Origin of the sequence: Xanthomonas euvesicatoria (assembly GCF_013112235.1) — a bacterium.
GTDB lineage: Bacteria > Pseudomonadota > Gammaproteobacteria > Xanthomonadales > Xanthomonadaceae > Xanthomonas > Xanthomonas euvesicatoria.
In genome coordinates, this window is the sequence record NZ_JABFFS010000001.1 from 2,982,364 (window position 1) to 3,008,255 (window position 25,892).

21 protein-coding genes are annotated in these 25,892 nt (G+C 66.0%); 9 read left to right on the forward strand and 12 right to left on the reverse strand.

The window, feature by feature from the left end:
* The first annotated feature begins 101 nt into the window (after positions 1-101).
* Complete coding sequence (gyrA, locus tag HLH45_RS12960; RefSeq protein ID WP_008576268.1) at positions 102-2,804, forward strand: DNA gyrase subunit A; 2,703 nt, start codon at positions 102-104, stop codon at positions 2,802-2,804.
* 224 nt (positions 2,805-3,028) lie between these two features.
* Positions 3,029-5,497 carry a membrane-bound PQQ-dependent dehydrogenase, glucose/quinate/shikimate family gene (locus HLH45_RS12965; protein ID WP_008576267.1) on the forward strand — a complete coding sequence of 823 codons (2,469 nt, stop codon included), beginning with the start codon at positions 3,029-3,031 and terminating at the stop codon, positions 5,495-5,497.
* Between the two features lie 332 nt (positions 5,498-5,829).
* On the opposite strand, the gene HLH45_RS12970 is transcribed toward HLH45_RS12965, so the two are convergent.
* The 5 genes from HLH45_RS12970 to hutI all read right to left on the reverse strand — a co-directional run bounded on the left by HLH45_RS12970 (position 5,830) and on the right by hutI (position 12,311).
* Entirely contained in the window at positions 5,830-6,558 is a 729-nt protein-coding gene (locus tag HLH45_RS12970; protein ID WP_008576266.1) for a hypothetical protein, read from the reverse strand.
* A 269-nt stretch (positions 6,559-6,827) separates the two neighbouring features.
* A complete protein-coding gene (gene hutU / locus HLH45_RS12975; RefSeq protein WP_008576264.1) occupies positions 6,828-8,495 on the reverse strand; it encodes a urocanate hydratase in 1,668 nt (555 codons plus the stop codon).
* Positions 8,496-8,511: 16 nt separating this feature from the next.
* Entirely contained in the window at positions 8,512-9,369 is an 858-nt protein-coding gene (gene hutG / locus HLH45_RS12980; RefSeq protein WP_033479085.1) for an N-formylglutamate deformylase, read from the reverse strand.
* Positions 9,370-9,550: 181 nt separating this feature from the next.
* Positions 9,551-11,092 (reverse strand): histidine ammonia-lyase, encoded by a 1,542-nt coding sequence (gene hutH, locus HLH45_RS12985; RefSeq protein WP_031422068.1) that lies wholly within the window; start codon positions 11,090-11,092, stop codon positions 9,551-9,553.
* Between the two features lie 13 nt (positions 11,093-11,105).
* Positions 11,106-12,311: an imidazolonepropionase gene (gene hutI, locus HLH45_RS12990; RefSeq protein ID WP_008576258.1), complete on the reverse strand. Its 1,206-nt coding sequence runs from the start codon at positions 12,309-12,311 to the stop codon at positions 11,106-11,108.
* A 60-nt stretch (positions 12,312-12,371) separates the two neighbouring features.
* Between hutI and HLH45_RS12995 the strand changes: the two genes are divergently transcribed.
* Genes HLH45_RS12995 through hutC form a run of 3 tightly spaced genes read left to right on the forward strand, consistent with a single transcriptional unit; the run spans position 12,372 to position 14,796 of the window.
* Positions 12,372-13,742 (forward strand): formimidoylglutamate deiminase, encoded by a 1,371-nt coding sequence (locus tag HLH45_RS12995; RefSeq protein ID WP_008576256.1) that lies wholly within the window; start codon positions 12,372-12,374, stop codon positions 13,740-13,742.
* 60 nt (positions 13,743-13,802) lie between these two features.
* Complete coding sequence (locus tag HLH45_RS13000; protein WP_008576254.1) at positions 13,803-14,030, forward strand: hypothetical protein; 228 nt, start codon at positions 13,803-13,805, stop codon at positions 14,028-14,030.
* A 28-nt stretch (positions 14,031-14,058) separates the two neighbouring features.
* Positions 14,059-14,796: a histidine utilization transcriptional repressor HutC gene (gene hutC / locus HLH45_RS13005; RefSeq protein WP_008576253.1), complete on the forward strand. Its 738-nt coding sequence runs from the start codon at positions 14,059-14,061 to the stop codon at positions 14,794-14,796.
* 182 nt (positions 14,797-14,978) lie between these two features.
* Here the strand turns inward: hutC and HLH45_RS13010 are convergent, their stop codons facing one another.
* From HLH45_RS13010 to HLH45_RS13020, 3 genes are all read right to left on the reverse strand, one after another.
* Positions 14,979-15,977, reverse strand: a complete 999-nt coding sequence (locus tag HLH45_RS13010) for a restriction endonuclease (protein ID WP_011347042.1) — start codon at positions 15,975-15,977, stop codon at positions 14,979-14,981.
* A gap of 539 nt (positions 15,978-16,516) precedes the next feature.
* The gene (locus tag HLH45_RS13015; RefSeq protein WP_008576248.1) at positions 16,517-17,077 is read right to left on the reverse strand and encodes a phasin family protein; all 561 of its coding nucleotides are present in this window, start codon (positions 17,075-17,077) and stop codon (positions 16,517-16,519) included.
* A 162-nt stretch (positions 17,078-17,239) separates the two neighbouring features.
* Complete coding sequence (locus HLH45_RS13020; protein ID WP_008576246.1) at positions 17,240-17,515, reverse strand: polyhydroxyalkanoic acid system family protein; 276 nt, start codon at positions 17,513-17,515, stop codon at positions 17,240-17,242.
* Positions 17,516-17,750: 235 nt separating this feature from the next.
* On the opposite strand from HLH45_RS13020, the gene HLH45_RS13025 reads away from it, so the two are divergent.
* Complete coding sequence (locus HLH45_RS13025) at positions 17,751-18,560, forward strand: FHA domain-containing protein (RefSeq protein WP_033479079.1); 810 nt, start codon at positions 17,751-17,753, stop codon at positions 18,558-18,560.
* On the opposite strand, the gene msrQ is transcribed toward HLH45_RS13025, so the two are convergent.
* Together msrQ and msrP are read right to left on the reverse strand one after the other, a co-directional pair.
* Positions 18,502-19,158: a protein-methionine-sulfoxide reductase heme-binding subunit MsrQ gene (msrQ, locus tag HLH45_RS13030; protein ID WP_008576242.1), complete on the reverse strand. Its 657-nt coding sequence runs from the start codon at positions 19,156-19,158 to the stop codon at positions 18,502-18,504. The two genes, HLH45_RS13025 and msrQ, sit on opposite strands and share 59 nt — an antisense overlap.
* 125 nt (positions 19,159-19,283) lie before the next feature.
* A complete protein-coding gene (gene msrP / locus HLH45_RS13035; RefSeq protein ID WP_008576241.1) occupies positions 19,284-20,252 on the reverse strand; it encodes a protein-methionine-sulfoxide reductase catalytic subunit MsrP in 969 nt (322 codons plus the stop codon).
* 176 nt (positions 20,253-20,428) lie between these two features.
* On the opposite strand from msrP, the gene serC reads away from it, so the two are divergent.
* The 3 genes from serC to aroA all read left to right on the forward strand — a co-directional run bounded on the left by serC (position 20,429) and on the right by aroA (position 24,251).
* On the forward strand, positions 20,429-21,514 hold the full coding sequence (serC, locus tag HLH45_RS13040) for a 3-phosphoserine/phosphohydroxythreonine transaminase (RefSeq protein WP_011347046.1): 1,086 nt from the start codon (positions 20,429-20,431) through the stop codon (positions 21,512-21,514).
* Positions 21,515-21,596: 82 nt separating this feature from the next.
* Positions 21,597-22,805, forward strand: coding sequence for a prephenate dehydratase (gene pheA / locus HLH45_RS13045; protein ID WP_033478911.1), 1,209 nt, complete (start codon positions 21,597-21,599; stop codon positions 22,803-22,805).
* 123 nt (positions 22,806-22,928) lie between these two features.
* Entirely contained in the window at positions 22,929-24,251 is a 1,323-nt protein-coding gene (gene aroA / locus HLH45_RS13050; RefSeq protein WP_008574926.1) for a 3-phosphoshikimate 1-carboxyvinyltransferase, read from the forward strand.
* Between the two features lie 138 nt (positions 24,252-24,389).
* On the opposite strand, the gene HLH45_RS13055 is transcribed toward aroA, so the two are convergent.
* Both HLH45_RS13055 and HLH45_RS13060 read right to left on the reverse strand, forming a co-directional pair.
* Complete coding sequence (locus HLH45_RS13055) at positions 24,390-24,857, reverse strand: energy transducer TonB (RefSeq protein WP_033478917.1); 468 nt, start codon at positions 24,855-24,857, stop codon at positions 24,390-24,392.
* A 358-nt stretch (positions 24,858-25,215) separates the two neighbouring features.
* Positions 25,216-25,887 carry an energy transducer TonB gene (locus HLH45_RS13060; protein ID WP_008574928.1) on the reverse strand — a complete coding sequence of 224 codons (672 nt, stop codon included), beginning with the start codon at positions 25,885-25,887 and terminating at the stop codon, positions 25,216-25,218.
* Between the last annotated feature and the right edge of the window lie 5 nt (positions 25,888-25,892).

The following is a 25,892-nucleotide window of genomic DNA, read 5'->3' on the forward strand; positions in this document are numbered from 1 at the left end:
CGCTTGAATCGCTCGGCGGGAGCGTGGGGTCGGCAGCCTGATGCAAGGGCGCTCCCGACGCGGCTTTCCGGCTCGCCCGCCACCTCACATACGGAACCCGAATGGCAGAAACCGCCAAGGAAATCATCCAGGTCAACCTGGAAGACGAGATGCGCAAGAGCTACCTCGATTACGCGATGAGCGTGATCGTGGGCCGCGCACTCCCCGATGCCCGTGATGGCCTCAAGCCTGTGCACCGGCGCGTGCTGTACGCGATGCACGAGCTGGGCGCACACAGCAACAAGGCCTACTTCAAGTCGGCGCGTATCGTCGGCGACGTCATCGGTAAATACCATCCGCACGGCGACCAGTCGGTGTACGACACGCTGGTGCGCATGGCGCAGCCGTTCTCGCTGCGCTACATGATGGTCGACGGTCAGGGTAACTTCGGTTCGGTCGACGGCGACTCCGCTGCGGCAATGCGTTACACCGAGTCGCGCATGTCGCGGCTGGCGCATGAGCTGATGGCCGACATCGACAAGGAAACCGTCGATTTCCAGCCCAATTACGACGAAAAGGAACAGGAACCGACGGTCATGCCGACCCGGTTCCCGAGCCTGCTGGTCAATGGCTCGGCCGGTATCGCGGTGGGCATGGCCACCAATATCCCGCCGCATAACCTGACCGAGGCGATCAACGCCTGCATCGCGCTGATCGACACACCCGAGCTGGATGTCGAAGGCCTGATGGAATACATCCCCGGCCCGGATTTCCCCACCGCCGGCATCATCAACGGCACCGCCGGCATCGCGGCCGGCTACCGCACCGGCCGTGGCCGTGTGCGCATCCGCGCCAAGGCCGATGTGGAAGTGGCCGACAACGGTCGCGAGGCGATCGTCGTCACCGAGATCCCGTACCAGGTCAACAAGGCGCGGCTGATCGAGAAGATCGCCGAGCTGGTCAAGGAAAAGAAGCTCGAAGGCATCAGCGAGTTGCGCGATGAGTCCGACAAGGACGGCATGCGCATCTACATCGAAGTCAAGCGCGGCGAATCTGCCGAGGTTGTGCTCAACAACCTGTACCAGCAGACCCAGATGGAGGCGGTGTTCGGCATCAACATGGTGGCGCTGATCGACGGCCGCCCGCAGTTGATGAACCTCAAGCAGATGCTGGAGGCGTTCATCCGCCACCGCCGCGAGGTGGTCACCCGCCGCACCATTTTCGAACTTCGCAAGGCGCGTGCGCGTGCGCACGTGCTGGAAGGCCTGACCGTTGCGTTGGCCAACATCGATGAAATGATCGAGTTGATCAAGACCTCGGCCAACCCGCAGGAAGCGCGCGAGCGCATGCTGGCCAAGACCTGGCAACCGGGCCTGGTGGGCGCGCTGTTGGGCGCCGCCGGCGCCGAAGCCTCCAAGCCGGAAGATCTGCCGCCGGGCGTGGGCCTGATCCAGGGCTTCTACCAGCTCAGCGAAGTGCAGGCCTCGCAGATCCTGGAAATGCGTCTGCATCGCCTCACCGGCCTGGAACAGGAAAAGCTGACCGACGAGTACAAGCAGTTGCTCGGCGTCATCGAAGGCCTGATCCGCATCCTGGAAAACCCGGACGTGCTGCTGCAGGTGGTCCGCGACGAGCTGATCAATATCCGCGAAGAATATGGCGACGAACGCCGCACCGAAATCCGTCACAGCGAAGAAGATCTGGACATCCTGGATCTGATCGCGCCGGAGGACGTGGTGGTGACGCTGTCGCACGCCGGGTACGCCAAGCGCCAGCCGGTGAGCGCGTATCGCGCGCAGCGCCGCGGTGGCCGTGGCCGCTCTGCCGCAGCGACCAAGGAAGAAGATTTCATCGACCAGCTGTGGCTGGTCAACACGCACGACACGCTGCTGACCTTCACCAGCAGCGGCAAGGTGTTCTGGCTGCCGGTGCACCAGTTGCCGGAAGCCGGCTCCAATGCGCGTGGCAGGCCGATCATCAACTGGATTCCGCTGGAAGCCGGCGAGCGCGTGCAGGCGGTGCTGCCGGTGCGCGAATACGCCGACAACCGCTACGTGTTCTTCGCCACACGCAACGGCACGGTCAAGAAGACGCCGTTGAGCGAATTCGCCTTCCGTCTGGCGCGCGGCAAGATCGCCATCAACCTGGACGAGGGCGATGCGCTGGTCGGGGTGGCCTTGACCGATGGCGACCGCGACGTGTTGCTGTTCGCTTCCAACGGCAAGACCGTGCGCTTTGGCGAATCCACCGTGCGTTCGATGGGCCGTACCGCCACCGGCGTGCGCGGTATCCGTCTGACCAAGGGCGAGGAAGTGGTCAGCCTGATCGTGGCCGAGCGTGCTGGCGGTGTCGAAGAAGAGATCGAAGGCGAGGAGGTCGATGACGTGGTGGAAGCCACCGATGGCGGCGAGTCTGCCGTAATCGAGGTCGCCGACGACGGCAACGTGGCCTACATCCTGACGGCCACCGAGAACGGCTACGGCAAGCGCACCCCGCTGACCGAGTACCCGCGCAAGGGGCGTGGCACCCAGGGCGTGATCGGCATCCAGACCACCGAGCGCAACGGCAAGCTGGTGCGTGCGGTGCTGCTGGGCGCCACCGATGAAGTGCTGTTGATTTCCGATGGCGGCACGCTGGTGCGCACGCGTGGTTCGGAGATCTCGCGCGTTGGCCGTAATACGCAGGGCGTCACGCTGATCCGCTTGTCCAAGGGCGAAAAGTTGCAGGCGGTGGAACGCCTGGATGCGTCGCTGGATGAAGTGGATGAGGTGGTGGACGAAGCAGGCGCAAGTGTGAGCGAGGCGCCGCCAACAACTGACGCATGATCGCAGCGCCAACGCGATGCAGTTGAGCAAAAACGCCGGTGAAAACCGGCGTTTTTTTATGCGCGAAGGTTTGGGGCGCCACGCTTTATGGCGAGTGCTGACATCTGCAACGCAGTGTCTTCATGCGTTCGCCGCAAAGATCGCGGCTCTTTCACTGGCCCGGGTCGAAGGTTGTGGGTGGTGCGGCGGCGTTGCGTCGCCGCTGAGTCGAAGAGGAACAACGGATGACGATTCTGGATCGTCCTTCCGGTCGCGGCCATTGGGCGCTGGCGACCTTGGGAGGCGTGATTGCTTTACTGGGCGCGGTGCTGCTTGCCGGTGGCGTGTGGCTGGCTGCGTTGGGCGGCTCTTGGTATTACGCACCGGCCGGCGCGGCGATGCTGATTGCTGGTGTGCTGCTGTTTCGTGGCCGCAATGCGGGCGCCTGGTGGTTTGCCGGCGTAGTGGCGGTTTCGTTGCTCTGGACGTGGTGGGAATCAGGCAGCGATTACTGGCGCTGGGTGCCGCGTCTGGGCCTGATCGTGGGTCTGGCATTCGTGCTTGCGCTGTTGCTACCGAAACTGCATCGCCCTGTGTCGCGCACGGTATCGCGCAGCCTGGCCGGTGCGCTGGCGATGGTATTTGTGGTGGCGTTCGCATTGGCGTTCATGCCGCATGGCGTGACTGAAGCCGATGGCGCGCTGGCGCATGCGGCAGGCATGCTCGGTGGTCTGGTCAACCGCGACACCTCCGCCCCGGTCGCGGCGTCCGGCGTACAGCCGGCGAATGCACCGGCCGACGGCGATTGGGCCGCATACGGACGCAGCCAGGCCGGCCAACGCTATTCGCCGCTGCAGCAGATCAATCGTGACAACGTCGCGCAGCTGCAGCAAGCCTGGCTTTTCCACACCGGCGATCTGCCGAACAAGCGCTGGGGTGCGGAAACCACGCCGCTGAAGGTGGGCGACAGCCTGTACCTATGTACTGCACGCAACCAGGTGATTGCGCTGGATGCCGCCAGCGGCAAGCAGCGCTGGCGCTACGATCCCAAGGTCAAGGACGAAGCGATTCCGTACACGGCGGCATGCCGTGGCGTCTCGTATTACGAAGTGCCGGCGGCTGCCACCGCTGCGGATGCTGGAGCAACCGCACCGCTGTGCCGCACGCGCGTGATCGAAGGCACGCTCGACGGGCGCTTGATTGCGCTGGACGCACGCAGCGGCACGCCATGCCCGGATTTCGGCAGCAACGGTCAGGTCGACATCACCGTCGGTATGGGCCAGACGCCGCCGGGCTATGTGTCGATCAATTCGCCGCCGGCCATCGTGCGCGGCGTGGTGGTCACCGGGCATCAAGTGCTCGACGGGCAGAAGCGTTACGAGCCCTCCGGTGTGATCGAAGGCTTCGATGCGGTGACCGGCAAGTTGCGCTGGGCCTGGGACATGACGCATCCGGAATGGAACGGCGCACCGCCGCCGGGCCAGAGCTGGACGCGCGGCACGCCCAATATGTGGACCACCGCCGCAGCCGATGAGCAGTTGGGCTATGTCTATCTGCCGATGGGCAATTCCACAGCCGATTACTGGAGCAGCTCGCGCACGCCGCAGGAAAACCGTTACGCGACCTCGCTGGTGGCGCTGGATGTCGCCACCGGCAAGCCGGCATGGAATTTCCAGACCACCCACATCGATGCATGGGACTACGACCTGGGCTCGCAGCCGAGCCTGATCGACTTCCCCAAGGACGGCGTCAACGTGCCGGCGGTGCTGTTGCCGAGCAAGCAGGGCGAGCTGTACGTCCTGGATCGGCGCACCGGCAAGCCGCTGGTGGGCGTGGAAGAGCGTGCGGTGCCAGGCGGTGGCGTGGAGCCGCAGATGCGTGCCAGGACGCAGCCGTTCTCGCTGTACCACACGTTGCGCAAGCCGGATCTGACCGAACGCGACATGTGGGGCATGACCCCGATCGACCAGCTGGTTTGCCGTATCCAGTTCCGCAAGGCCAGCTATAAGGGCATCTACACGCCGCCGGAAGCGGACCGGCATTCGATCGAGTACCCCGGTTACAACGGTGGTTCGGATTGGGGCAGCGTGGCGGTAGATCCGCACCGCGGTGTGATCGTGGCCAATTACAACGACATGCCCAACTACAACCTGCTGGTGCCGCGCGCCAAGGCCGACAAGCTGGGTTGGGCACCGCGTGATGAAGTGCGTGGCGATGCGGGCGGTGCGGAAGGCGCAGGCGACCCGCAGACCGGCACGCCGTATGCAGTCAACGTCAATGCCGGCTGGCGTCTGCCGTTCACCAAGTTGCTGTGCAAGGAGCCACCGTATGGCGGCATCCGCGCCATCGATCTGGCCAGCGGCAAGACGCTGTGGGACCGCCCGTTCGGCAGTGCGCGCGGCAATGGCCCGTTCGGCATCCGTTCCGGCCTGCCGATCGAAATCGGTACACCGAACAATGGTGGCGCGGTGGTGACGGCAAGCGGTTTGATCTTCATTGCCGCAGCCACCGACGACCTGATCCGCGCGATCGATCTGGCCACCGGCAAGGAGCTGTGGCATGCCAAGTTGCCGGCCGGTGGCCAGGCCAACCCGATGGTGTACGAATACGGTGGCCGCGAGTATCTGGTCATCATGGCCGGCGGGCACCACTTCATGGAGACCCCGGCAGGCGATGCGTTGATCGCCTACGCGTTACCGCAGAAGGCGCAATGATGTCGGAGACGAGCGGGGGCGGCTGCTAAAGACAGGCAGACGCAATGCCACGTGGTTGGTGGCTGGAATCGGAGTGTGCAATGCAGGCAGACATGCTGATGTCGCCCGCGAGTCGTCCTCCGGCAGCTACGAGGGATCGCACCATTCGTCAGTGACTCAGGACGTTGAAGCACGAAAAAGCGCACCGCAAGCGGTGCGCTTTTTTCTTGAAGCACATCTGGCAAGCGCTCAGCTATCTCGGCAAGACGACGCTATCTGCCCAGCGCTTGCCCACATGATGCATCAGGCCGCACGCTTTCCCGATTCCCGATTCCCGATTCCCGATTCCCGAATCACCCAACGTTCGCCGCCACCTCGTCGTCCTGCACCGCATCGCGCACATCCTGCGCCAGCGTCGCCTTGACGATGATCGAGCGGATCGCATCGGTGGCCTCGGACAGCGGCACATCGTTGCTCAGGCGCTGGAAGGTGTCGCGGCTGTTGTAGCCGGAACCATCCTTCAGGTAGTGCTCGTACATCGATAGCAGATCCTGGCAGGCGGTGATCAGCGCAGCGACATTGCCACGTACCAGCGCATGACCGATCTGATCGAAGCTGTGCAGGCAATCGGCAAGCCAGTGCAGGTCGTAGCGCGCGGTGGCAGGCTCGGGTGCGTTGTGGCCGCGGCTATAGGCGCTGTAGCGACGCAGGCTGCGCGCCACGCGCGCCACATGCGCGAACAGCGTGCCGATCTCGCTGGCGATATCCAGCCGCTGCACCAGCACCATGGGAATCACTTGGCCGGCAGCGGCTGCCTGCTGCTCGGAGGCGTTCTGCTCATGCTGTTCCAGCGATTGCTTGAGCACGGCATAGCTACGCTGCAGCGATTCCAGTTCCAGCGTGGTGGCCGCCGCACGCGCCTTCAGTTGCGATAGCGCCGCCTGATAGCGGCCAAGGCTGTCCTGCGTACTGGCAAGCTCGCCGGATTCGGCACGTAGCTGGCGGCCACGCACGAATGCCAGCCCGGTCGCGATCAGCGCCCAGAGTGCGAATGCAGGCACCAGGTAGATCAGGATGCCCATGGGGATTCCTCGAAACGTTGCATATCTTGTCGGCCTGCAACGCGCAGACTTGAGGCTGATCCTCGGCGCATGCCCTGATCCGGGACATCGTGCCCAGACACCGCAACTGCATGGTGCCGGCGCACAGCATCTGATGTGGCCAATGGCAGCCGTAAGAGGCCCGACAGCGGGCCCTTGCGGGGGACCGCGGAATGCATGAACAAGGCTGCGGGCGGGAGCGGCCCGGATGCTGCAGCGGTGCCCCCAAAGCGTGGCGCTGTTCGGCCGGGTCAGCGAAGAATGCCAGGCAAATCCAGCCCTTTTTCCTTCGCGCAATCGGTTGCAATGGCGTAACCGGCATCGGCGTGGCGCATCACCCCGGTGGCCGGGTCGTTCCAGAGCACCCGTTCGATGCGCTTGTCGGCGGCCTCGCTGCCGTCGCAGACGATGACCATGCCGGCGTGCTGCGAAAAGCCCATGCCGACGCCGCCGCCGTGATGCAGCGACACCCAGGTGGCGCCGCTGGCGGTGTTGAGCAGGGCATTGAGCAGCGGCCAGTCGGAGACCGCGTCCGAGCCGTCGGCCATCGCTTCGGTTTCGCGATTGGGCGAGGCCACGCTGCCCGAATCCAGATGGTCGCGGCCGATCACCACCGGCGCCTTCAGCTCGCCGCTGCGCACCATGGCGTTGAAGGCCAGGCCCAGCCGGTGGCGATCGCCCAGGCCCACCCAGCAGATGCGCGCGGGCAGGCCCTGGAAGGCGATCTTTTCGGCGGCCATGTCGAGCCAGCGATGCAGGTGCGCATCGTCGGGGATGAGCTCCTTGACCTTGGCGTCGGTCTTTGCGATGTCGTCCGGGTCGCCGCTGAGCGCAACCCAGCGGAACGGGCCAATGCCGCGACAGAACAGCGGGCGGATGTAGGCAGGCACGAAGCCGGGGAAATCGAATGCGTTATCGATGCCGGCTTCCAGCGCCATCTGGCGCAGGTTGTTGCCGTAATCCACGGTAGGCACGCCCAGCGCGTGGAAAGTGAGCATGGCGCGGATGTGGTTGGCCATCGACTCGCGCGCAGCGGCTTCCACTTCCTTGGGCGCGCTCACGCGTTTTGCGTCCCACTCTTCCACGCTCCAGCCCTGCGGCAGGTAGCCGTTGACCGGGTCGTGCGCAGAAGTCTGGTCGGTCAACAGATCCGGCTTGATCCCGCGCAGCAGCAGTTCGTCCAGCACGTCGGCGACATTGCCGAGCAGGCCGACCGACAGCGGTTTTTTCGCGGTGCACGACTCCTCGATCAGGCGCAGCGCCTCGTCCAGAGAGTCGGTCCACGTATCCAGATACCCGGTACGCAGGCGCATGTCGATGCTGGAGCGGCGGCACTCCACCGCCAGGCACGAGGCGCCGGCCAGTACCGCCGCCAGCGGTTGCGCGCCGCCCATGCCGCCGAGACCGCCGGTGAACAGCCACTTGCCAGCCAGGTTGCCGGCGTAGTGCTGGCGGCCCATTTCCACGAAGGTTTCGTAGGTGCCCTGCACGATGCCTTGCGCGCCGATGTAGATCCAGCTGCCGGCGGTCATCTGGCCGTACATGGCCAGGCCCTTTTGATCGAGTTCGTTGAAGTGGTCCCAGTTGGCCCAGCGCGGCACCAGGTTGGAGTTGGCGATCAGCACGCGCGGCGCATCGGCATGGGTGCGGAACACGCCCACCGGTTTGCCGGACTGCACCAGCAAGGTTTGGTCCTCGTCCAGCCGCGTGAGCGCAGCGACGATGGCGTCGAAGGATTCCCAGTCGCGCGCGGCGCGGCCGATACCGCCGTAGACCACCAGTTCCTGCGGGCGCTCGGCCACGTCCGGGTCCAGGTTGTTCATCAACATGCGCAGCGGCGCTTCGGTGAGCCAGCTCTTGGCGGTGAGCGTGGTGCCGGTGGCGGCGCGAATGACGCGGGTTGCATCGTGACGGGTCATGCCGGGTTCCTTGCAATCAGCGGTTGGCCGCAGGCGGCGCGGCGTCGGAAGAGGGCGCATTGGCAAAGTGCAGGCAGGCCTGCAGCACGTGGCGCAGTACCGCGCGCAGCACCACGGCGTGTACCGGCTGCCACGGCGTTGGCCAGTTTTCGGGCGTGAGGCTGTCGGGCTCGCGCATGTAGCCGCGACAGGCCAGTTCCATCTGCAAGGTGTGCACGCCATGCGCGGGCTGCGCGTAGTGGCGGGTGATCCAGCCGCCCTTGAAGCGGCCGTTGCGCACCGTGCTGGAGCCGCTGCTGCGGCACAGGCGCTCCACCGCATCGACCAGGCGCCGGTCGCAGCTGCGGTCCTCGTTGCTGCCGATATTGAATTGCGGCAATTCGCCATCGAACAGATGCGGGATGAACGAGCGGATCGAATGCGCGTCGTAGACCACGATCTTCGCGTGCTGCGCGCGCAGGCGCGCAATTTCCCCCGCAAGCGCGGCGTGGTACGGGTCGAACCAGCGCGTGCGACGCAACGCGATCTGCGCCTGATCCGGTGCCGCACCATCGGCATACAAAGGCTGATTGTCGAAGGTGGTGAGCGGGCACAAACCGGTGGTGTTCTGGCCCGGATACAGCGAGGCCCCGCTCGGGTCGCGATTGACGTCGATGACCGAGCGCGAGATGGCAGTCCGCAGCGTGGTGGCGCCCAGCGCCTGTGCGAAGTCGTAAAGCTGGTGTACCCACCAATCGGTATCGCGGCGCGCCAGCCACGGCGACACGAACTGGTCGGCCACGTCCTCCGGTAACTCGGTGCCGGTATGCGGAAAACTGACGATCAACGGCGCGTCGCCGCGGTGCAGTTCCAGCCAGTCGGGCAGGGCGTTCATCGCTGCGCTCCATGCACGCGTGCTGCGTGCGTGCGGCATGCGTTGCGCAGCTGTGCGTTGCGGATGCGTCGCGTGCGCGGCGCGGCGTCATCGCAAGTGCGTGCGCTTGGAGAGATCGCGAAAGACTGCAGTTGCGGCCGCGACGAGGCAGGTATCGATTCGCTGCACAAGCGCTGCCTACTCATACGTCCTGCTCCACACCCGGCAACGGGATCGCCACTGCCTGCGCCAGCGCGCCCGAGCGCACCAATGCGCTGGCAGCCAGCATGTCCGGATGAAAGTAGCGGTCGTCCTGCAGTGTCGGCACCTGCGCGCGCAACAGGGCACGCGCCGCTTCCAGCGCAGTGCTGGAGCGCAGTGGCGCATGGAAATCGCAGCCCTGCACGGCGGCCAGAAGCTCGATGCCGATGACGTTGGTGGCGTTCTCGGCCATCGCCAGCAAGCGGCGCGCACCGTGCGCAGCCATCGACACGTGATCTTCCTGATTGGCCGAAGTCGGAATCGAATCGACACTGGCCGGATACGCGCGCTGCTTGTTTTCCGATACCAGCGCGGCGGCGGTCACCTGCGGAATCATGAAGCCGGAGTTCAGGCCCGGGCGCGGGGTGAGAAAGGCGGGCAGGCCGGACAGTGCCGGGTCGACCAGCATCGCGGTGCGGCGTTCGCTGATCGAGCCGATTTCGCAGACCGCCATCGCCAGCATGTCCGCGGCGAAGGCGACCGGCTCGGCGTGGAAGTTGCCGCCAGACAGCGCTTCACCGGTGTCGCTGAAGACCAGTGGGTTATCGGACACGCCATTGGCTTCGATCTGCAGGGTGCGCGCGGCCTGACGCATCACATCCAGCGCCGCCCCCATCACCTGCGGCTGGCAGCGCAGGCAGTACGGGTCCTGCACGCGCACATCGCCCAGCCGATGCGATTCGCGAATGGCCGAATCGGCCATCAGGGCGCGCAATGCGGCAGCGGTGGCGATCTGCCCGGGCTGCCCGCGCAAGGCATGAATGCGCGCATCGAAGGGCGTATCCGAGCCCTTGGCCGCTTCCACCGACAACGCGCCGGTGACCAGCGCGGCCTGCAGGACGGTTTCGATCTCGAACAGACCGGCCAGGGCGCAGGCGGTGGAAAACTGGGTGCCGTTGAGCAGGGCCAACCCTTCCTTTGCGCCCAGCACGCGCGGCTGCAGCTGCGCATGTGCAAGCGCGTCGGCAGCAGGCAGTCGCTGCGCGCCGACGAAGGCTTCGCCAACGCCGATCATCACCGCGGCCAGATGCGACAGCGGTGCCAGGTCGCCGGAAGCGCCCACCGAGCCCTGGCACGGCACCACCGGGGTGATGCCGGCGCGCAGCATCGCTTCCAGCAACGCCAGCGTGCCCGGCTGCACGCCGGACGCGCCCTGGGCCAGGCTGGTGAGCTTGAGCGCCATCATCAGCCGCACCACCGGTACCGGCGTGGGCTCGCCCACACCTGCCGCGTGCGAGAGCACGATATTGCGTTGCAGGGTCTGCAGATCCTCGGGCTCGATACGCACGCTGGCCAGCTTGCCGAAGCCGGTGTTGACGCCATACACCGGCTCGCCACGCGCCACGATGGCCTCCACCGTTTGCGCGCTGCGCAGCACCGCGGCAGCGCATGCATCGTCCAACGCGACGTCGGCACCGCGATACAGCGCACGCCATTGCGCCAGCGTGACCCGGCCGGGTTGCAAGACAACAGAAACACTCATGACGACTCCGGATTCAGCACAGATGCCCGCGCCAGACGCGGGCATGAAGAGGATTGAAGCCCATGCGGTAGACCAGATCGGCCGGCGCATCGATGTTCCAGATCGCCAGGTCGCAGTCCATGCCGGCGCGCAACTGGCCCAGGCGCTCGCTGCGGCCAAGCGCCCGCGCAGCCTCGCGGGTGAACCCGGCGATGCATTCGTCCACGGTCATGCGGAACAACGTCGCCGCCATGTTCATCGCCAGCAGCGGGCTGGTCAGCGGCGAGGTGCCCGGGTTGCAATCGGTGGCCAACGCCAGCGGCACGCCGGCCGTGCGCAGCGCGGCAATCGGTGGCAGTTGGGTATCGCGGGTGAAGTAGAACGCGCCTGGCAGCAGCACTGCCACGGTGCCGGCAGCGGCCATCGCCGCAATGCCCGCCTGGTCCAGGTACTCGATGTGATCGGCCGACAACGCGCCGTAGCGTGCGGCCAGTTCGGCGCCGTGCTGGTTGCTCAATTGTTCGGCGTGGATCTTGATGCGCAAACCATGCGCTTGCGCCGCAACGAAGACTTGTTCGGCCTGCGCCTGCGAGAACGCCAGATGCTCGCAGAACACGTCCACCGCCTCGGCAAGTCCTTGCGTGGCGATCGCCGGAATCATCTGCGTGCAGACCTGGTCGATGTAGTGCTGCGCCTGCCCGCCAGGCGGCACGGCATGCGCGCCCAGGAAGGTCGGCACCACTTCCACCTTGCGCAGCGCGGCGAGTTGGCGCGCCACGCGCAGCTGCTTGATTTCATCGTCCAGCGTGAGCCCGTAGCCGGATTTGATTTCCAGCGTGGTGACGCCTTCGCCAAGCATCGCATCCAGGCGCGGCAGGCTGGCGGCCAGCAACGCCGCACCGTCGGCGGCGCGGGTGGCGCGCACCGTCGCCACGATGCCGCCGCCGGCTGCGGCGATGTCGGCATAGCTGGCGCCGCGCAGGCGTTGCTCGAACTCATTGGCACGGTTGCCGGCGTACACCAGGTGCGTGTGGCAATCGATCAGGCCGGGGCTGATCCAGCGGCGCCGGCAGTCGTGCGCACTGTCGGGCTGCAGCGCCGGGGCCTGTGCGGCTGCGCCGGCGTAGACGATATGGCCGTGCCGGCAGGCGACGATGCCATCGTCCACGATGCCCAGGCCGCCATCGGTCGCATCCAGGGTCATCAGTTGCGCGTTGTGCCACAGAACGTCGCAATGCATGGCGCAGGCTCGTGGTGTCTGATATGTATATACAATAAGTTCGGCGATCGAGGGTGTCTAGTGGCAGACCAACAGACGCAGGTGTTCTGGGCAGCCCGGGCATTGTTGCCCGACGGCTGGGCGAGCAAGGTGCGGGTCGCGGCAGAGCAGGGCCGCATCGTTTCGGTGGAGGCCAATGCGGCTGCTGCTATTACCGACACGCGCTGCGACGTGCTGTTGCCTGGCTTGGGGAATCTGCACAGCCATGCCTTCCAACGCGGCATGGCGGGGTTGACCGAAGTCGGCGGGCGCAGCGGCGACAGCTTCTGGAGCTGGCGCGAGCTGATGTACCGCTTCGTCGACCGGCTCGACCCGGACAGCCTGCAGGCAATCGCCGAGCAGGCATATGTTGAAATGCTCGAAAGCGGCTTCACCCGGGTCGGCGAATTCCATTACCTGCATCACGCAGCCAGCGGTGTGCCGTATGCGCAGCCCGGCGAAATGTCCGAGCGCATTGCCGCCGCTGCCGCCAACACCGGCATCGGGCTCAGCCTGTTGCCGGTGTTCTATGCGCACTCGGATTTCGGTGGTGCCACCCCCAGCCCGGCGCAACGCCGTCTGATTCACGACATTGACGGCTTCGCGCGCTTGCTGGACGACTGCAGACACAGCCTGAAAGCGCTGCCGGACGCGGTACTCGGGCTGGCGCCGCACAGCCTGCGCGCGGTCACTCCGCAGCAACTGGCAGCGCTGGTGCCGCTTACCGATGGCCCCATCCACATCCATATCGCCGAGCAGCAGCGTGAAGTGGATGCCTGCCTGGCCTGGTCCAAGCAGCGCCCGGTGCAGTGGCTGTTGGCCAACGCGCCGGTGGATGCGCGCTGGTGCCTGGTACACGCCACGCACGTGGATGCACACGAACTGCAGGCAATTGTCGCCAGCGGCGCGGTCGTCGGTCTGTGCCCGATCACCGAGGCGAATCTGGGCGATGGCGTGTTCCCGATGCAGGCCTTCGCTGCTGCGGGCGGGCGTTTCGGCGTGGGCTCGGATTCGAATGTGCTGATCGATGCAGCCGAAGAACTGCGCCTGCTCGAATACGGCCAGCGCCTGACGCTGCAGGCACGCAATGTCGTGGCGCAGGGGCCGGTGTCGAGCGGACGCTGGCTCTACGATCAGGCCGGCATGGGTGCCGCGCAGGCGCTGGGCCTCGCGCAGACCGGCATCCGTGCCGGAGCAGCGGCCGATCTGATCGAACTGGACACCGCGCATCCGGCCCTGCTGGCGCGCAGCGACGACGCCTTGCTGGACAGCTGGCTGTTCGCCGCGCGTGGCACCGCGGTGCGCAACGTCTGGCGCGGCGGGCGCTGGGTGGTGCGCGAGGGGCAGCATGTCGACCGCGCCCGTATCGCCGCACGGTTTGCCGCGGTGTTGCGCAGCCTGCTGGGCCAGTGACATTGCTCATCGCACGGTGGCGAGAGTGGTCAGGTGGCTGCCCAACGGCGCGCAGGAGTCGTGGTGTACGCTTTGCACCTGCCGATGACGGGCCCCGGCCGCAACCGCCAGTGGCTGCGCCTGAACCGCTCCAAGCGGATGCGCGCGCAGTGCTGCTCCTGGAGCCACCGCAGACGCAGCTGCGACTCCGGAGCAGGTGCACGCAGTGCGCTCGTCCATGCAGCGTGCATGGTGCATGCCGCAACCTGCAGCTGGCGCACGCTGCCGACCATGCGGCATGCCGATTGAATAGCCGCTCTTTTCGGAGACCCGCGCTTTGACCGCCACCACCACCATCGTGCCTGGCACCTTGCATCAGCGCATCCGCCAGGATCTGGAACAACGCATCCATAGCGGCGACTGGCCGCCCGGGCACCGCGTGCCGCCCGAGCACGAGTTGATGGCGCAGTACGGCTGCTCGCGCATGACGGTGAACAAGGTGCTCGGCTTGCTGGCCGATGCCGGCATGATCGAACGCCGCCGCCGTACTGGTTCGTTCGTCGCACGGCAGCACCCGCATCTGGAACAGGTGGCGCTCTCGATCCCGGACATCGAAGTGGAAATGACCACGCGCGGCCATGCGTACCGGTTCTCTTTGTTGTCGCGGCAGCTGCGCAACGTGCGGCAGCGCGTGCCGCAGGAACGTGCGCTGGGCAGCACCGGCAAGGTGCTGGAATTGCAGAGCGTGCACCTGGCCGACGGCCGCCCGTTTGCGCTGGAGCACCGCGTGATCGACATCAACACCGTGCCCGACGCATTGGACCAGCCGTTCACGGAGGTGGCGCCGGGCAGCTGGTTATTGCGCAACGTGCCATGGACGCGCGCCGAGCACCGCATCAGCGCTGCCAGTGCCGACGCCGCGCAGGCCGAGCAGCTCCAGGCGGACGACGGCGCGGCCTGCCTGGTGATCGACCGCCACACCTGGCGCGGCGAGCTGCCGGTCACCTACGTGCGCCAGATGTTTCTAGGCGGTTCGTACGATCTTGTGGCACGGTTCGCGCCGGGACTGCGCTGAGATGATGTCGGCAGGCGACGGGCGCGGTACTGCAGCGCTCAAGTCGCCAGGTGCTCGCTGAACGGTAGCGGCCGTGTTGCAGTCGCTGCACGCCGGGAAGGCGGCGATTGTGTGTTCACGATCAGGTGCCCGGCTGGGCATGCAGGCGACGCGGCACGACGACAGCAGCCAACGCCCCAGGATCAAATCGTGCTGCATTGACGCCAGCGCACCGGCTCGGCGGTGCCCGGGCGCGGGTTGAGTTGCACGCGCACCGTGCGCAGGTACGGGTAGCGTTGCAGCTCGCGGCAAATCAGCGGCCATGCCGCGCTGTCTTCCACCGTCCGATCCACTACCAGGGTTGCCTGGGTCAGCCAGATGCCACGCACCAGCCCCGGTGTCTGCGCCAACGCCTTGGAAACCTCGCGCTGATAGCCTTGGATGGTGGCTGCATCCGGTTCTGCGCCGGCTGCCGGCGCGGCCGGGGCCACTGCAGTAGGTGACGGGCCCGGCTGGGCGGTACTGGCGGAGGGCGTGGGCGGTGCGACCACGCGGGCCGGTGCGGGAATCGGTGCAGACGCCGCAGCGGGCGGTGTGGCCCGCGTCGGAGCCGGCGGGCGCAGCGCCAGCACCGCCATGACGGCCAGCGTCGCCAGCGCGGCGCCGGCGATGATGCTATGGCGGATCGCGCGGCGGCGCGCCGCACCAACCACGCCGGCTTCCACATCGCCAGGCAGATAGGGTTTGAGCAGCGGCCACAGACGCACACCGTCCAGCACTTCGATCGATTGTTTCTCCGCGGCGGCGATACCTTCGCGCTCCATGCGGCCTTCGGTCACCATCACGCCGCCGTTTGCACCAGCCAGCCGTGCCATCGCGCCCAGCTCGTTCACCGCCGCCACGCCGATGCGATAACCGCGCCCGTGCTTGCAGGCCACCAACCGGGTGCCATGCTCGGTCTGCATCATGAAGTCGGCGGTGGGCAGGCCATCCTGCGGCAGCTGGGTGGGCTGCCATCCGCGTTGATCCTGCAGGACGCGCAGCACCACGGCGGAAAAATCGCGCCAGTGCATGATGGCCAGCGCACGGACGCCTTCATGCACTTCATTGGCGCGTCGTCGTACCAGCCACAGGTAGGCAGACACCGCCAGCCAGAGCAGCAGTGCGGCCAAGGGCGCCAGAATCCAGGAAGGCATGAGCATCAAGCAATGGCGCGTATAACGAATCGTGCGTGTAGAAGAATCCTTCGCGAAAGATTCGTCAATGGATCGAGCGCGGTGATATCGCGAGCCGTGATCCAGATAGCGAAAGACCCGCCAGTCCGAAGCCGTGAGGGGAGGGGAGCAAACGGACTTCGTAACGCAGGACTGGCGGGTCGTTCCCGATTGTCCAAAAAATCATGTTGCTTTGCAACATCGGGCCGGAAGAGCTGCGTTTTGGCGCTAAGCCACTGATTCAAAAAGGCTGCGCAGAGCCAAATCGCACGTCAGCGACGCTGCATCCTCACGCCGGTCCATCGCCAACGCGCGGCTGCGGATTAGCCAATACACCACCCACGGTGAGTTGCACCCATCGGCGCGGGTAGCACCAGCCGATGACACCGCTCGAGGTGGCTGGGGGCGCCGCGCTTGGCCGGCGTGCAGAAACGTAGTGCGCAGCTGCACTCGGCGATGACTCCCTTCACCATCTCGGGCAACAACCGCGCCGTCACATGACAGCGCGGCTGCTTTCACTGTTGCGCTCATTCCGGGTCGAACGCACCGGGATTGCTGGACGACGATGCCGCCCCGGCACCCGCGCCGCCGGCAGCGGTCGTCTCGCTGGCCGCCTGCGCCGCCTGGTTAGCGGTACGGTTGGCACGCTTGGTGGCCGCGGTATTTGCGCGGACCTGGGCCTTCAGCGATTCGACCTCGCGCCGCAGGTTTTCCAATTCTTCCTGCTCGGGAATGTTGAGCGTGCGCAGCACGCCCTTCACGCGTTCGTCGAAGGCCTTGCCCAGTCTGTCCCAGCCGCGCACCGCGGTATCGCGTGCCTGCTCGAACTGGGTTTCCACCTCTTCGCGCAATTCGTCGACGCTCTCGGCCGCCCTGCGCTGGCCGGTGCGCTCATAGGCGGCGCCCTCGCGCACCAACGAGTCGAACAGCTTGCTGCCTTCGTTCTGCACGCGCCCAAGCGCGCCCAGACCGGCAAGCCATACGGTCTGAGCCGATTCGCCAAGCCGGCGCGAGATCTGTTCCGCCTGCGCCTGGAAGCCCTGGGCCGCGTTACCGCGGTTACCGTTCTGATCGTATCCGGTCGTCATGCGATGCTCCTGTAGGTTGCCAACGTGACATTGCGTTCACCCTAGTGCCGACCCTGCATCGGGCAGGTGAAGCACTGCCCGATCAGGCGTGCCGAAAGCATCTACCCGCAAGCGCCCGAGCAGGTGACTTGACGCTGAAGCAGCGCAGCGCCAATCGCGCGATCAGGCCAGTTTTTCGGCCAGCAAGCGCCGGATTTCCGATTCCACCATCGGCTGCACCGCCGACAGCAAAAAGCCGAGTTCGGCGGTGACGTGCACTTGTTGCGGCAACAGCGCGATTGCTCCGTCCACGCCGGCACGTGCGATGCGCAAAGTGTCGCCTTCCCAATGCGAAGCGACGCCGTAGCGATCGGTCAGCTTGCGCGCCGCCTCGTCGATGGCCGCGCGTGCCTGGGCCGGCGTCAAGGAATGGTCGTGGCGGATATCGATGCTGGACATGGGTGCGATGGGTCATGCGAAAAGTGAGGGCGCATTGTGCGCATGCCAGGCCCCAGCTCCAAGTGCGGCCATGTGTGGCCTTGCTGTCCGTGTCGCAAACACAGGTCTGCAAGCTGCGCTGCCGCCTGCTCAGCCGACGGCAGCGCGATCCTGGCGCGCCCGCGCCAGCGATCCAGCACGGCTCCGATCACCACCGATGGCCGCGCATGGGGGCAAACCTGCTAGGCTGCGGCGGGTGCGCGACCTGCAAGTTCATTTCACCCACCGGCAGCAGCCGGATCATTCCCTCAAGCCCGGCGTCCACCGGATCGTCCGTCATGCCTCCGGCAGCGTGCGGGTGGTCGGCGATGCGCAGGGCGCGTTGCTGTTGGCGCAGTTCTGCCTGGACCAACGCGGCCTGTGGCTGCAGGTAGCCAGCGGCATTCGCGGTATCCACGTCAATGGGCGCCCGGTGCGTCGCATGGCGCTGCTACGGGCGGGCGATGCGATCTATGCCGATGGCGTGGAAATGCTGCTGCGCAGTGCCCCGTCCAGTGCGCCGGCCAACGATATCCACGACGACACGGCCAACCTCGGCGAGGTCTGCCTGTTGTTGCGCGGCATCGGCGGGCGCCATCATGGTCGCAGTTTCACCCTGGATCGCGCGCGTCTGGTCGGCAGCGATGCTGCCGCCGATATCGTCATCGACGACCCGGCATTTGCGGCGCAGCACGCCCGTCTGGAACGACACGGCGACCGTGTGCTGATCCGCGATCTGGGTTCGGAAGAGGGGAGCTGGATCAATGGCGTCCAGGTGCGCGACGGCTGGCTGCAGGCTGGCGACCAGGTCGTCTTCGATGCGCGCCACCGTTTCGTGGTGGAAGTGCCGAGGACGCACCACGGCACCACCTGGGATCTGCCCGATACCGAACCCCCGCCGCCGCCGCGTGCGGCTGCAGAGCCGACGCGCGCACCGGTGAAGGTGGCCCGCTGGCCCTGGTTGCTGCTCAGCGCGGTGTTGCTGGCGGCGGCGTTGAGCGCCTTGCTATGGTTCGGCGCGCGCTGAGTTTTTTCCAGACGCGCCAGCTCAGCAATACCGCAAGAATGCCGGCGTACAGGGCCGGCTCGCGGATATCGGATTTCACCAGCCACCAGAAATGCAGCACCGCCAGCAGGCCGATCGGGTAGATCAGCGTGTGCAGGCGGCCCCAGTTGCGCTTGAGCCGACGCATCCACCCCTGGGTGGAGGTGATCGCCAGCGGCATCAGCAACAACCACGCCGCAAACCCCACCGTGATGTACGGGCGTTTGAGGATCTCCTCGAAAATCTGCGTCCAGAAGCCGCGCAGGTCCAGCGTGAGGTAAGCCGCCAGATGCACGCTGGCGTAGAAGAACGCGTACAGGCCCAGCATGCGGCGGAAGCGGATCACCACGGCCTGCCCGGTGAGTTGGCGCAACGGCGTGATCGCCAGGGTGATCAGCAAGAAACGCAGCGCCCACAGCCCGGTGCGGTGTTCGATCTCGGCCACCGGATCGGCGCCCAGCGCGTCGCTGCCGCCTTGCCACACCTGCCAGAATTGCCAGCCGAGCAGGGCGATCGGCGCCAGCGCCGCGGCATGCACCAGCGTCTTGGCAGCGATCACGGAAGTGGATGTCTTGGCCATGCGATCTCGAAGAAGGAAGCGATGCTGAAGCGTAGGAGCGCACCCGGGCGCGACTGGCTTTGGTGGTCATGCCCGTCGCGCCCGGGTGCGCTCCTACGCTGGGTCGATGCCAGATTGTGTGTTGCCTAGAACCACTTCTTCAGATCCATGCCTGCATACAGCGAAGCGACCTGATCGGCATATCCGTTGAAGGGCTTTGTGGCGATGCGCTCGGCAAACAGCTTGCTGGCGGTGCCGGCGATGCGGCGTTCGGTCTTCTGGCTCCAGCGCGGGTGATCCACTGCCGGGTTGACGTTGGAAAAGAAGCCGTATTCGGACGGTTGCAGATCGTGCCAGGCGGTCTCGGGCATCTTTTCGACGAAACGGATTTCCACGATCGATTTGATGCTCTTGAAGCCGTACTTCCACGGCACCACCAGGCGCAACGGCGCGCCGTTCTGCTGCGGCAGCGGCTTGCCGTACAGGCCGGTGGCCAGCAGGGTCAGCGGATGCATCGCCTCGTCGATGCGCAAGCCTTCGCGGTACGGCCAGTTGATCGAGCGGTAGCGTACGCCCGGCATCTGCTGCGGGTCGGCCAGGGTGGTGAATGCCACGTACTTGGCCTTGGAGGTCGGCGCGAAGCGCTTGAGTACCTCGCCCAGCGGCACGCCCGTCCACGGGATCACCATCGACCAGCCTTCCACGCAGCGCAGCCGGTAGATGCGTTCTTCCGGCGCGATGCCCTTGAGCAGCTCATCCAGCGACAGGCTGCCGGGCTTCTCGCATTCACCGCCTACCTTCACCGTCCAAGGCGACAGCTTCAGGGTCTTGGCCGCCTTGGACGGATCGGTCTTGTCGGTCCCGAACTCGTAGAAGTTGTTGTAGCTGGTGACGTCTTCCAGCCGGGTCAGTTCCTCGGCCGTGCGAAATCCGCTGCGCGCCTGCGCCGGCGTCACCACGGTCTTGGGAGGCGGGGGCGGGTCGGCTTCGGCACATCCGGCCACGCCCAGCGCGGGGGTCAACGCAAATAACTGCAGCAGCCGGCGGCGGTCGCGGTAAACGGCCTCATCGGTGATCTCGCTGGACGGCAAGTTGAAAGCATCGCGAAACGACATGGCAGGCTCCGGCAGTGGCTGCAGCGTGAGAGTAACGAACCAAGACAAAAGTTCGCCTGGGCACCTGTCTACGTTACGTCAGGCTCAGTCAAAAGGATGCAGCTGCAACTTTTTTGTCCGCTGCCAAGCCCGATGCGCTGCGGCATACTAGAAGGCTAGCTCGACCAAGGTGTGCCATGACACGCGCGTTCAATTTCAGTGCCGGCCCTGCGACATTGCCGGAATCGGTCCTGCGGCAGGCGCAGGCAGAGATGGTCGAGTGGAACGGCGTCGGCGCCTCGATCGTGGAAATCAGCCACCGCAGCGCCGATTTCATGGCGGTGGCGGCTGCCGCCGAAGCCGATCTGCGCAGTTTGTTGTCGATTCCCGACGACTATGCGGTGCTGTTCACCGCCGGTGGCGCCACCACCATCCAGGCGCTGCTGCCGCTGAATTTTGCCGCGCCCGGCCAGGCGGCCGACTACGTGATCACCGGGCATTGGGGCAAGACCGCGATCAAGCAGGCGGCCACGTCTGTGGATGCGCGCATCGCCGCCGACGCGCAGGCCGATGGCTTTGTCGACATTCCCCCGGCGGCCAGCTGGACCTTGTCGCCGCATTCGGCCTACGTGCACATCACCGCCAACGAAACCATCCATGGCGTCGAATTTCGCGACACGCCGGACGTGGGCACGTTGCCGTTGTTTGCCGACTTCAGTTCGTCGATCGCCTCCGAGCCGCTGGATATCTCGCGCTACGGCCTGATCTACGCCGGCGCACAGAAGAATCTTGGCCCGGTGGGCATTTCGGTGGTGATCGTGCGGCGCGACCTGCTGGAGCGCGCCGGGCAACCGCGTGCGGACATCTTCAATTACGCCTCGCATGCCGCGCGCGATTCGATGCTCAACACGCCGCCGACCTGGAACTGGTACGTGCTCGGGCTGACCGTCAAGTGGATGCTGGAACAGGGCGGAGTGCAGGAGTTCGCGCGCCGCAATGCCGAGAAGGCCGCGCTGGTGTATGGCGCCATCGATGGCTCCGGCGGCTTCTATCGCAACCTGATCAAACCGGCAGTGCGTTCGCGCATGAACATCCCGTTCTTTCTGCCGGACGAGCAGCTGGATGCGCTGTTCGTCAGCGAATCCAAGGCAGCCGGGCTGCTCGCGTTGAAGGGGCACAAGGCAGTCGGTGGCATTCGGGCGTCGCTGTACAACGCGATGCCGGTAGCCGGCGCGCAAGCGCTGGCCGCGTTCATGCACGACTTCCAGCAGCGTCACGGCTGAGTCTTCATTTACCTGCGGCGTCTGCCGCGCAGGCGCATGCGCTGACAGCGCACATGCGCCGCCATTTTAGGAATGCCCAGCGATGGCCCCCAAGTCCGACAAGCCCACGGCCGCCACAGGCGGCAAGAAAAAGCCGACCAAGACATCGGTGCGTGCTTCAGACAGCAAACCTGCAAACACGCCGGCTGAAAAGGCCGTGATCAAGACCGCCGCGCCGGTGCTGGCCGATGTGCGTGCCAAGATCGACGAGATCGACCGCAACATCCAGGCCCTGATTGCCGAGCGCGCCAACTTCGCGCATCAGGTCGGCAAGGCCAAGGGCAAGCTTGCGGCGGCGGTGGATTACTACCGCCCCGAGCGCGAGGCGCAGGTGCTGCGCATGGTGGTGGACCGCAACGAAGGCCCGCTCAGCGACGAAGTGCTGGTGCACGTCTACCGCGAAATCATGTCGGCGTGCCTGGCCCAGCAGGAGCCGCTGAAGATCGGTTACCTCGGCCCGGAAGGCACCTTCAGCCAGCAGGCGGTGCTCAAGCATTTCGGCCGCTCGGCGGTGGGCTTGCCGATGGCGACCATCGAAGAAGTGTTCCAGGAAGTGGAAGCCGGCAACGCCGATTTCGGCGTGGTGCCGGTGGAAAATTCGGGGCAGGGCACCATCCAGGTCACTCTGGACATGTTCCTGACTTCCAACCTGAAAATCTGCGGCGAAGTCGAGCTGCGCGTGCATCAGTACCTGCTTTCGCGCAACGGCCGGCTGGAAGATATCGAACGCATCTACGCGCATTCGCAATCGTTCGCGCAGACTGCGGGTTGGTTGCGCTCGCATCTGCCCAAGGTGGAAAAGATCGCGGTGTCCAGCAACGCCGAAGGCGCACGCCGCGCACGCAATGCTGAAGATGCCGCGGCCATCGGCGGCGAAAGCGCAGCCCACGTGTATGGCTTGAAGAAGGTCATCATGAAGTCGATCGAGGACGACGACGACAACACCACGCGCTTTTTGGTGATCGGGCGGCAGATCTTTCCTTCGTCCGGGCACGACCGCACGTCGGTGCTGGTGTTCATCCACGACAAGCCAGGTGCGTTGTTCGACGTGCTGAGCCCGTTCGCACGCCACGGCATCAGCATGAATCGCATCGAATCGCGGCCCTCGCATCAGGCCAAGTGGGAATACGGCTTCTTCATCGATCTGATCGGCCATGTCGAAGACGATGCGATGAAGCAGGCGCTGGCCGAACTGAAAGCGCACTCGGCACAGATCAAGGTGCTGGGTTCGTATCCGGTGGCCATTCCCTGAGCATCGAAGCTCGATACGACAATCCATGCCGGAGCGCCGCGACCTTGTATCGACGGCAGCGCCGCAACCTTCTTCAAAGCGCATCGTCAGCATTGGCGATGCCGCAGTCATCGGATCACATGCATGAGCAGCAGCACGCACCACTGGATTGCCCGTCGCGGCACCGCACTGCAGGGCAGCCTGGCCATTCCTGGCGATAAATCGGTTTCGCACCGCGCGGTCATGTTCGCCGCGCTCGCCGACGGCGTTTCGCAGATCGATGGGTTTCTCGAAGGCGAAGACACGCGCTCCACCGCTGCTATTTTCGCCAAGCTGGGCGTGCGCATCGAAACGCCGTCGGCGTCGCAGCGCATCGTGCACGGCGTGGGTGTGGATGGTCTGCAGCCGCCGGCCGAGGCGCTGGATTGCGGCAATGCCGGCACCGGGATGCGTCTGCTCGCCGGCCTGTTGGCGGCGCAGCGCTTCGACAGCGTGCTGGTGGGAGACGAGTCGCTATCCAAGCGGCCGATGCGGCGCGTGACCGGCCCGCTGGCGCAGATGGGCGCGCGGATCGACACGCAGGACGATGGCACGCCGCCACTGCACGTGCACGGTGGGCAGGCACTGCACGGCATCGATTTCGTCTCGCCGGTTGCCAGCGCGCAGGTCAAGTCAGCGGTGCTGCTGGCCGGTCTCTATGCGCAGGGCGAGACCTCGGTGACCGAGCCGCATCCCACCCGCGACTACACCGAGCGCATGCTGTCGGCGTTCGGCGTGGAGATCGATTTTTCGCCTGGTAAGGCCCGTCTGCGCGGTGGGCAGCGTCTGCGCGCGACCGATATCGCGGTACCTGCGGATTTTTCGTCGGCTGCGTTCTTCATCGTCGCTGCCAGCATCGTTCCCGGCTCGGAGGTGGTGCTGCGCGCGGTCGGATTGAATCCACGCCGCACCGGGCTGCTGGCTGCGTTGCGCCTGATGGGCGCGGATATTGGCGAAGAAAACCACGCCGAACACGGCGGCGAGCCAGTCGCCGATCTGCGCGTGCGTTACGCGCTATTGCGCGGTGCGCAGATCCCCGAAGCGCTGGTGCCGGACATGATCGACGAGTTCCCGGCCTTGTTCGTGGCCGCGGCTGCCGCAAGCGGGCAGACCGTGGTGACCGGCGCCGCCGAACTGCGGGTCAAGGAGTCCGATCGGCTGGCGGCGATGGCCACCGGCCTGCGCACGCTTGGCGTGCAGGTTGACGAAACACCGGATGGCGCCACCATCCACGGGGGTAGCATCGGCAGCGGCGTGATCGAAAGTCATGGCGACCATCGCATTGCCATGGCGTTCGCCATCGCCGGCCAGCTGTCCACCGGTCAGGTGCAGGTGAACGATGTGGCGAATGTGGCGACCTCGTTCCCGGGTTTCGACACGCTGGCGCAGGGCGCCGGATTCGGGCTGGAAATCGCCGGGCATCGGTGACGCGTTTTCCGTTGCCGGATGGTCTGGATCTCGCCGGGTCCGGAAAGACCATGTCCGTTTGCGAGTCAGGAGCCGGACGACGCGCCGCGACATCGCGAGCGTTGCCGTCCGTCAAGCGCCGCAGCGCTGAGCAAATCCTCAACGCTGCGCGGTGAACTCCACCGGCACCTGCACGCTGCTCACCACCGCATGGCCGTCGCGCGTGGCGGGCTCGAAGCGCCACTGACGCAAGCTCTCCATCACCGCTGCATCCAGCCGCGGGTCGTCACTTCCGCTTCGGTCGACGATGGTGACATCGCTCACCCGGCCCTGCACATCCAGCTGCAAACGTGCGGTGCGGCTGCCCTGGATGCCGGCACGCGCCACGGCGGCCGGGTAGCTCGGCATGGCATTGCCAGGCAGCGGCTTGGCTTCCACGCTGCTGACCGCTGGGCGAGCAGGCTGGTGCGCCACCATCGTCATCGCACGCGGGCCATCGGTCGTCGGCAGGATCTGCCGACTCGCTGCCGGCAGCGGCCGCGTATCGGTCGCCAGTGACTCGTCGCTGTGGCGTGCCCACCACCAGCTGGGTACCACGATGAGCAGCGCCACCAGCGTTGCCCACATCCAGGGCGAAGCGCCGTCGCTCGCTGCATTCTGCTGCCGCTCCATCGAGCGCCTGCCGTGCTGCGGCAGCGACGACGGGTGAGCGGATGAAGGATTTGAAGTGACGGACATGGCCGACCTCCTGGCGCATCTGAGGATGACGAGACCAGTCTGGTTGGCGCTACCTGAGGGGCAGCTAAGGCGGACGGCGAATGAAGCGTTCGAGCTTGCTGAAAGTTCAGCTTAGTCAAGCTGACATTGCGGCCCGGTTAAAACTGCATGCTGTTTGTGGCTGCGTGGCGTCAGCCAAGGCCTGCCCCGTCGCGCCCCCACATCGGCAAGGCAGTGACAAGCAACACGCGCGAAGGGTTAGCTGTACTTACTGCGCAGGCTTGAACTCGAACGGGATGTCCATGCTGCCGGCCACCGGCTGGCCATTGCGCTGCGCCGGGTGGAAGCGCCAGTGCCGCACGGCTTCCATGGCCGCACGGTCCAGGTCGCGCGAGCCGCTGCGCTGCACCAGGGTCACGCCACCGGGATTGCCGGCGGCATCCACGTCGACCCGCACCACCACATCGCCAGCATCGCCGCGACGCAGCGCAGCCGACGGGTAGCGGGGCGGCGGCATCTGGCCCTGGATCGGTACCGGGCGATCGCCGCCAGCGACCGGTGCGTTGACCGGCGCGGCGCTGCCAGCGGCACCTGGCGCGCCGGGTACCGCATTTTCCGGCAGCGGCGTCGGCGCGGGCGGGGCGGGTGGCGCGGTGTCCACCAGGGTGGGGGTTTCGGCCGGCGGCTTGGCCTGCGGCATGTCGCTTGCGCCGTCCTGGGCGGGCAATGGCGCCGGCAGCGGCGCAATGGTGTCGTCGGTCTGCGCGCCTGCGGTCGGCTGCGCCGGCGAGGCTTTATAGAAGTCGTCCTTGCGGCCGGTGGCCCAGACCAGCAGGAACAACAGCAGGCCGGCAGCGAAGGCGATGCCGGCGATTTTCAGCGTGTGGCGGGGCAGACGCAGAACGATATGGCGATCGGACGCAGGACGGGGCGCGGACATAGGGC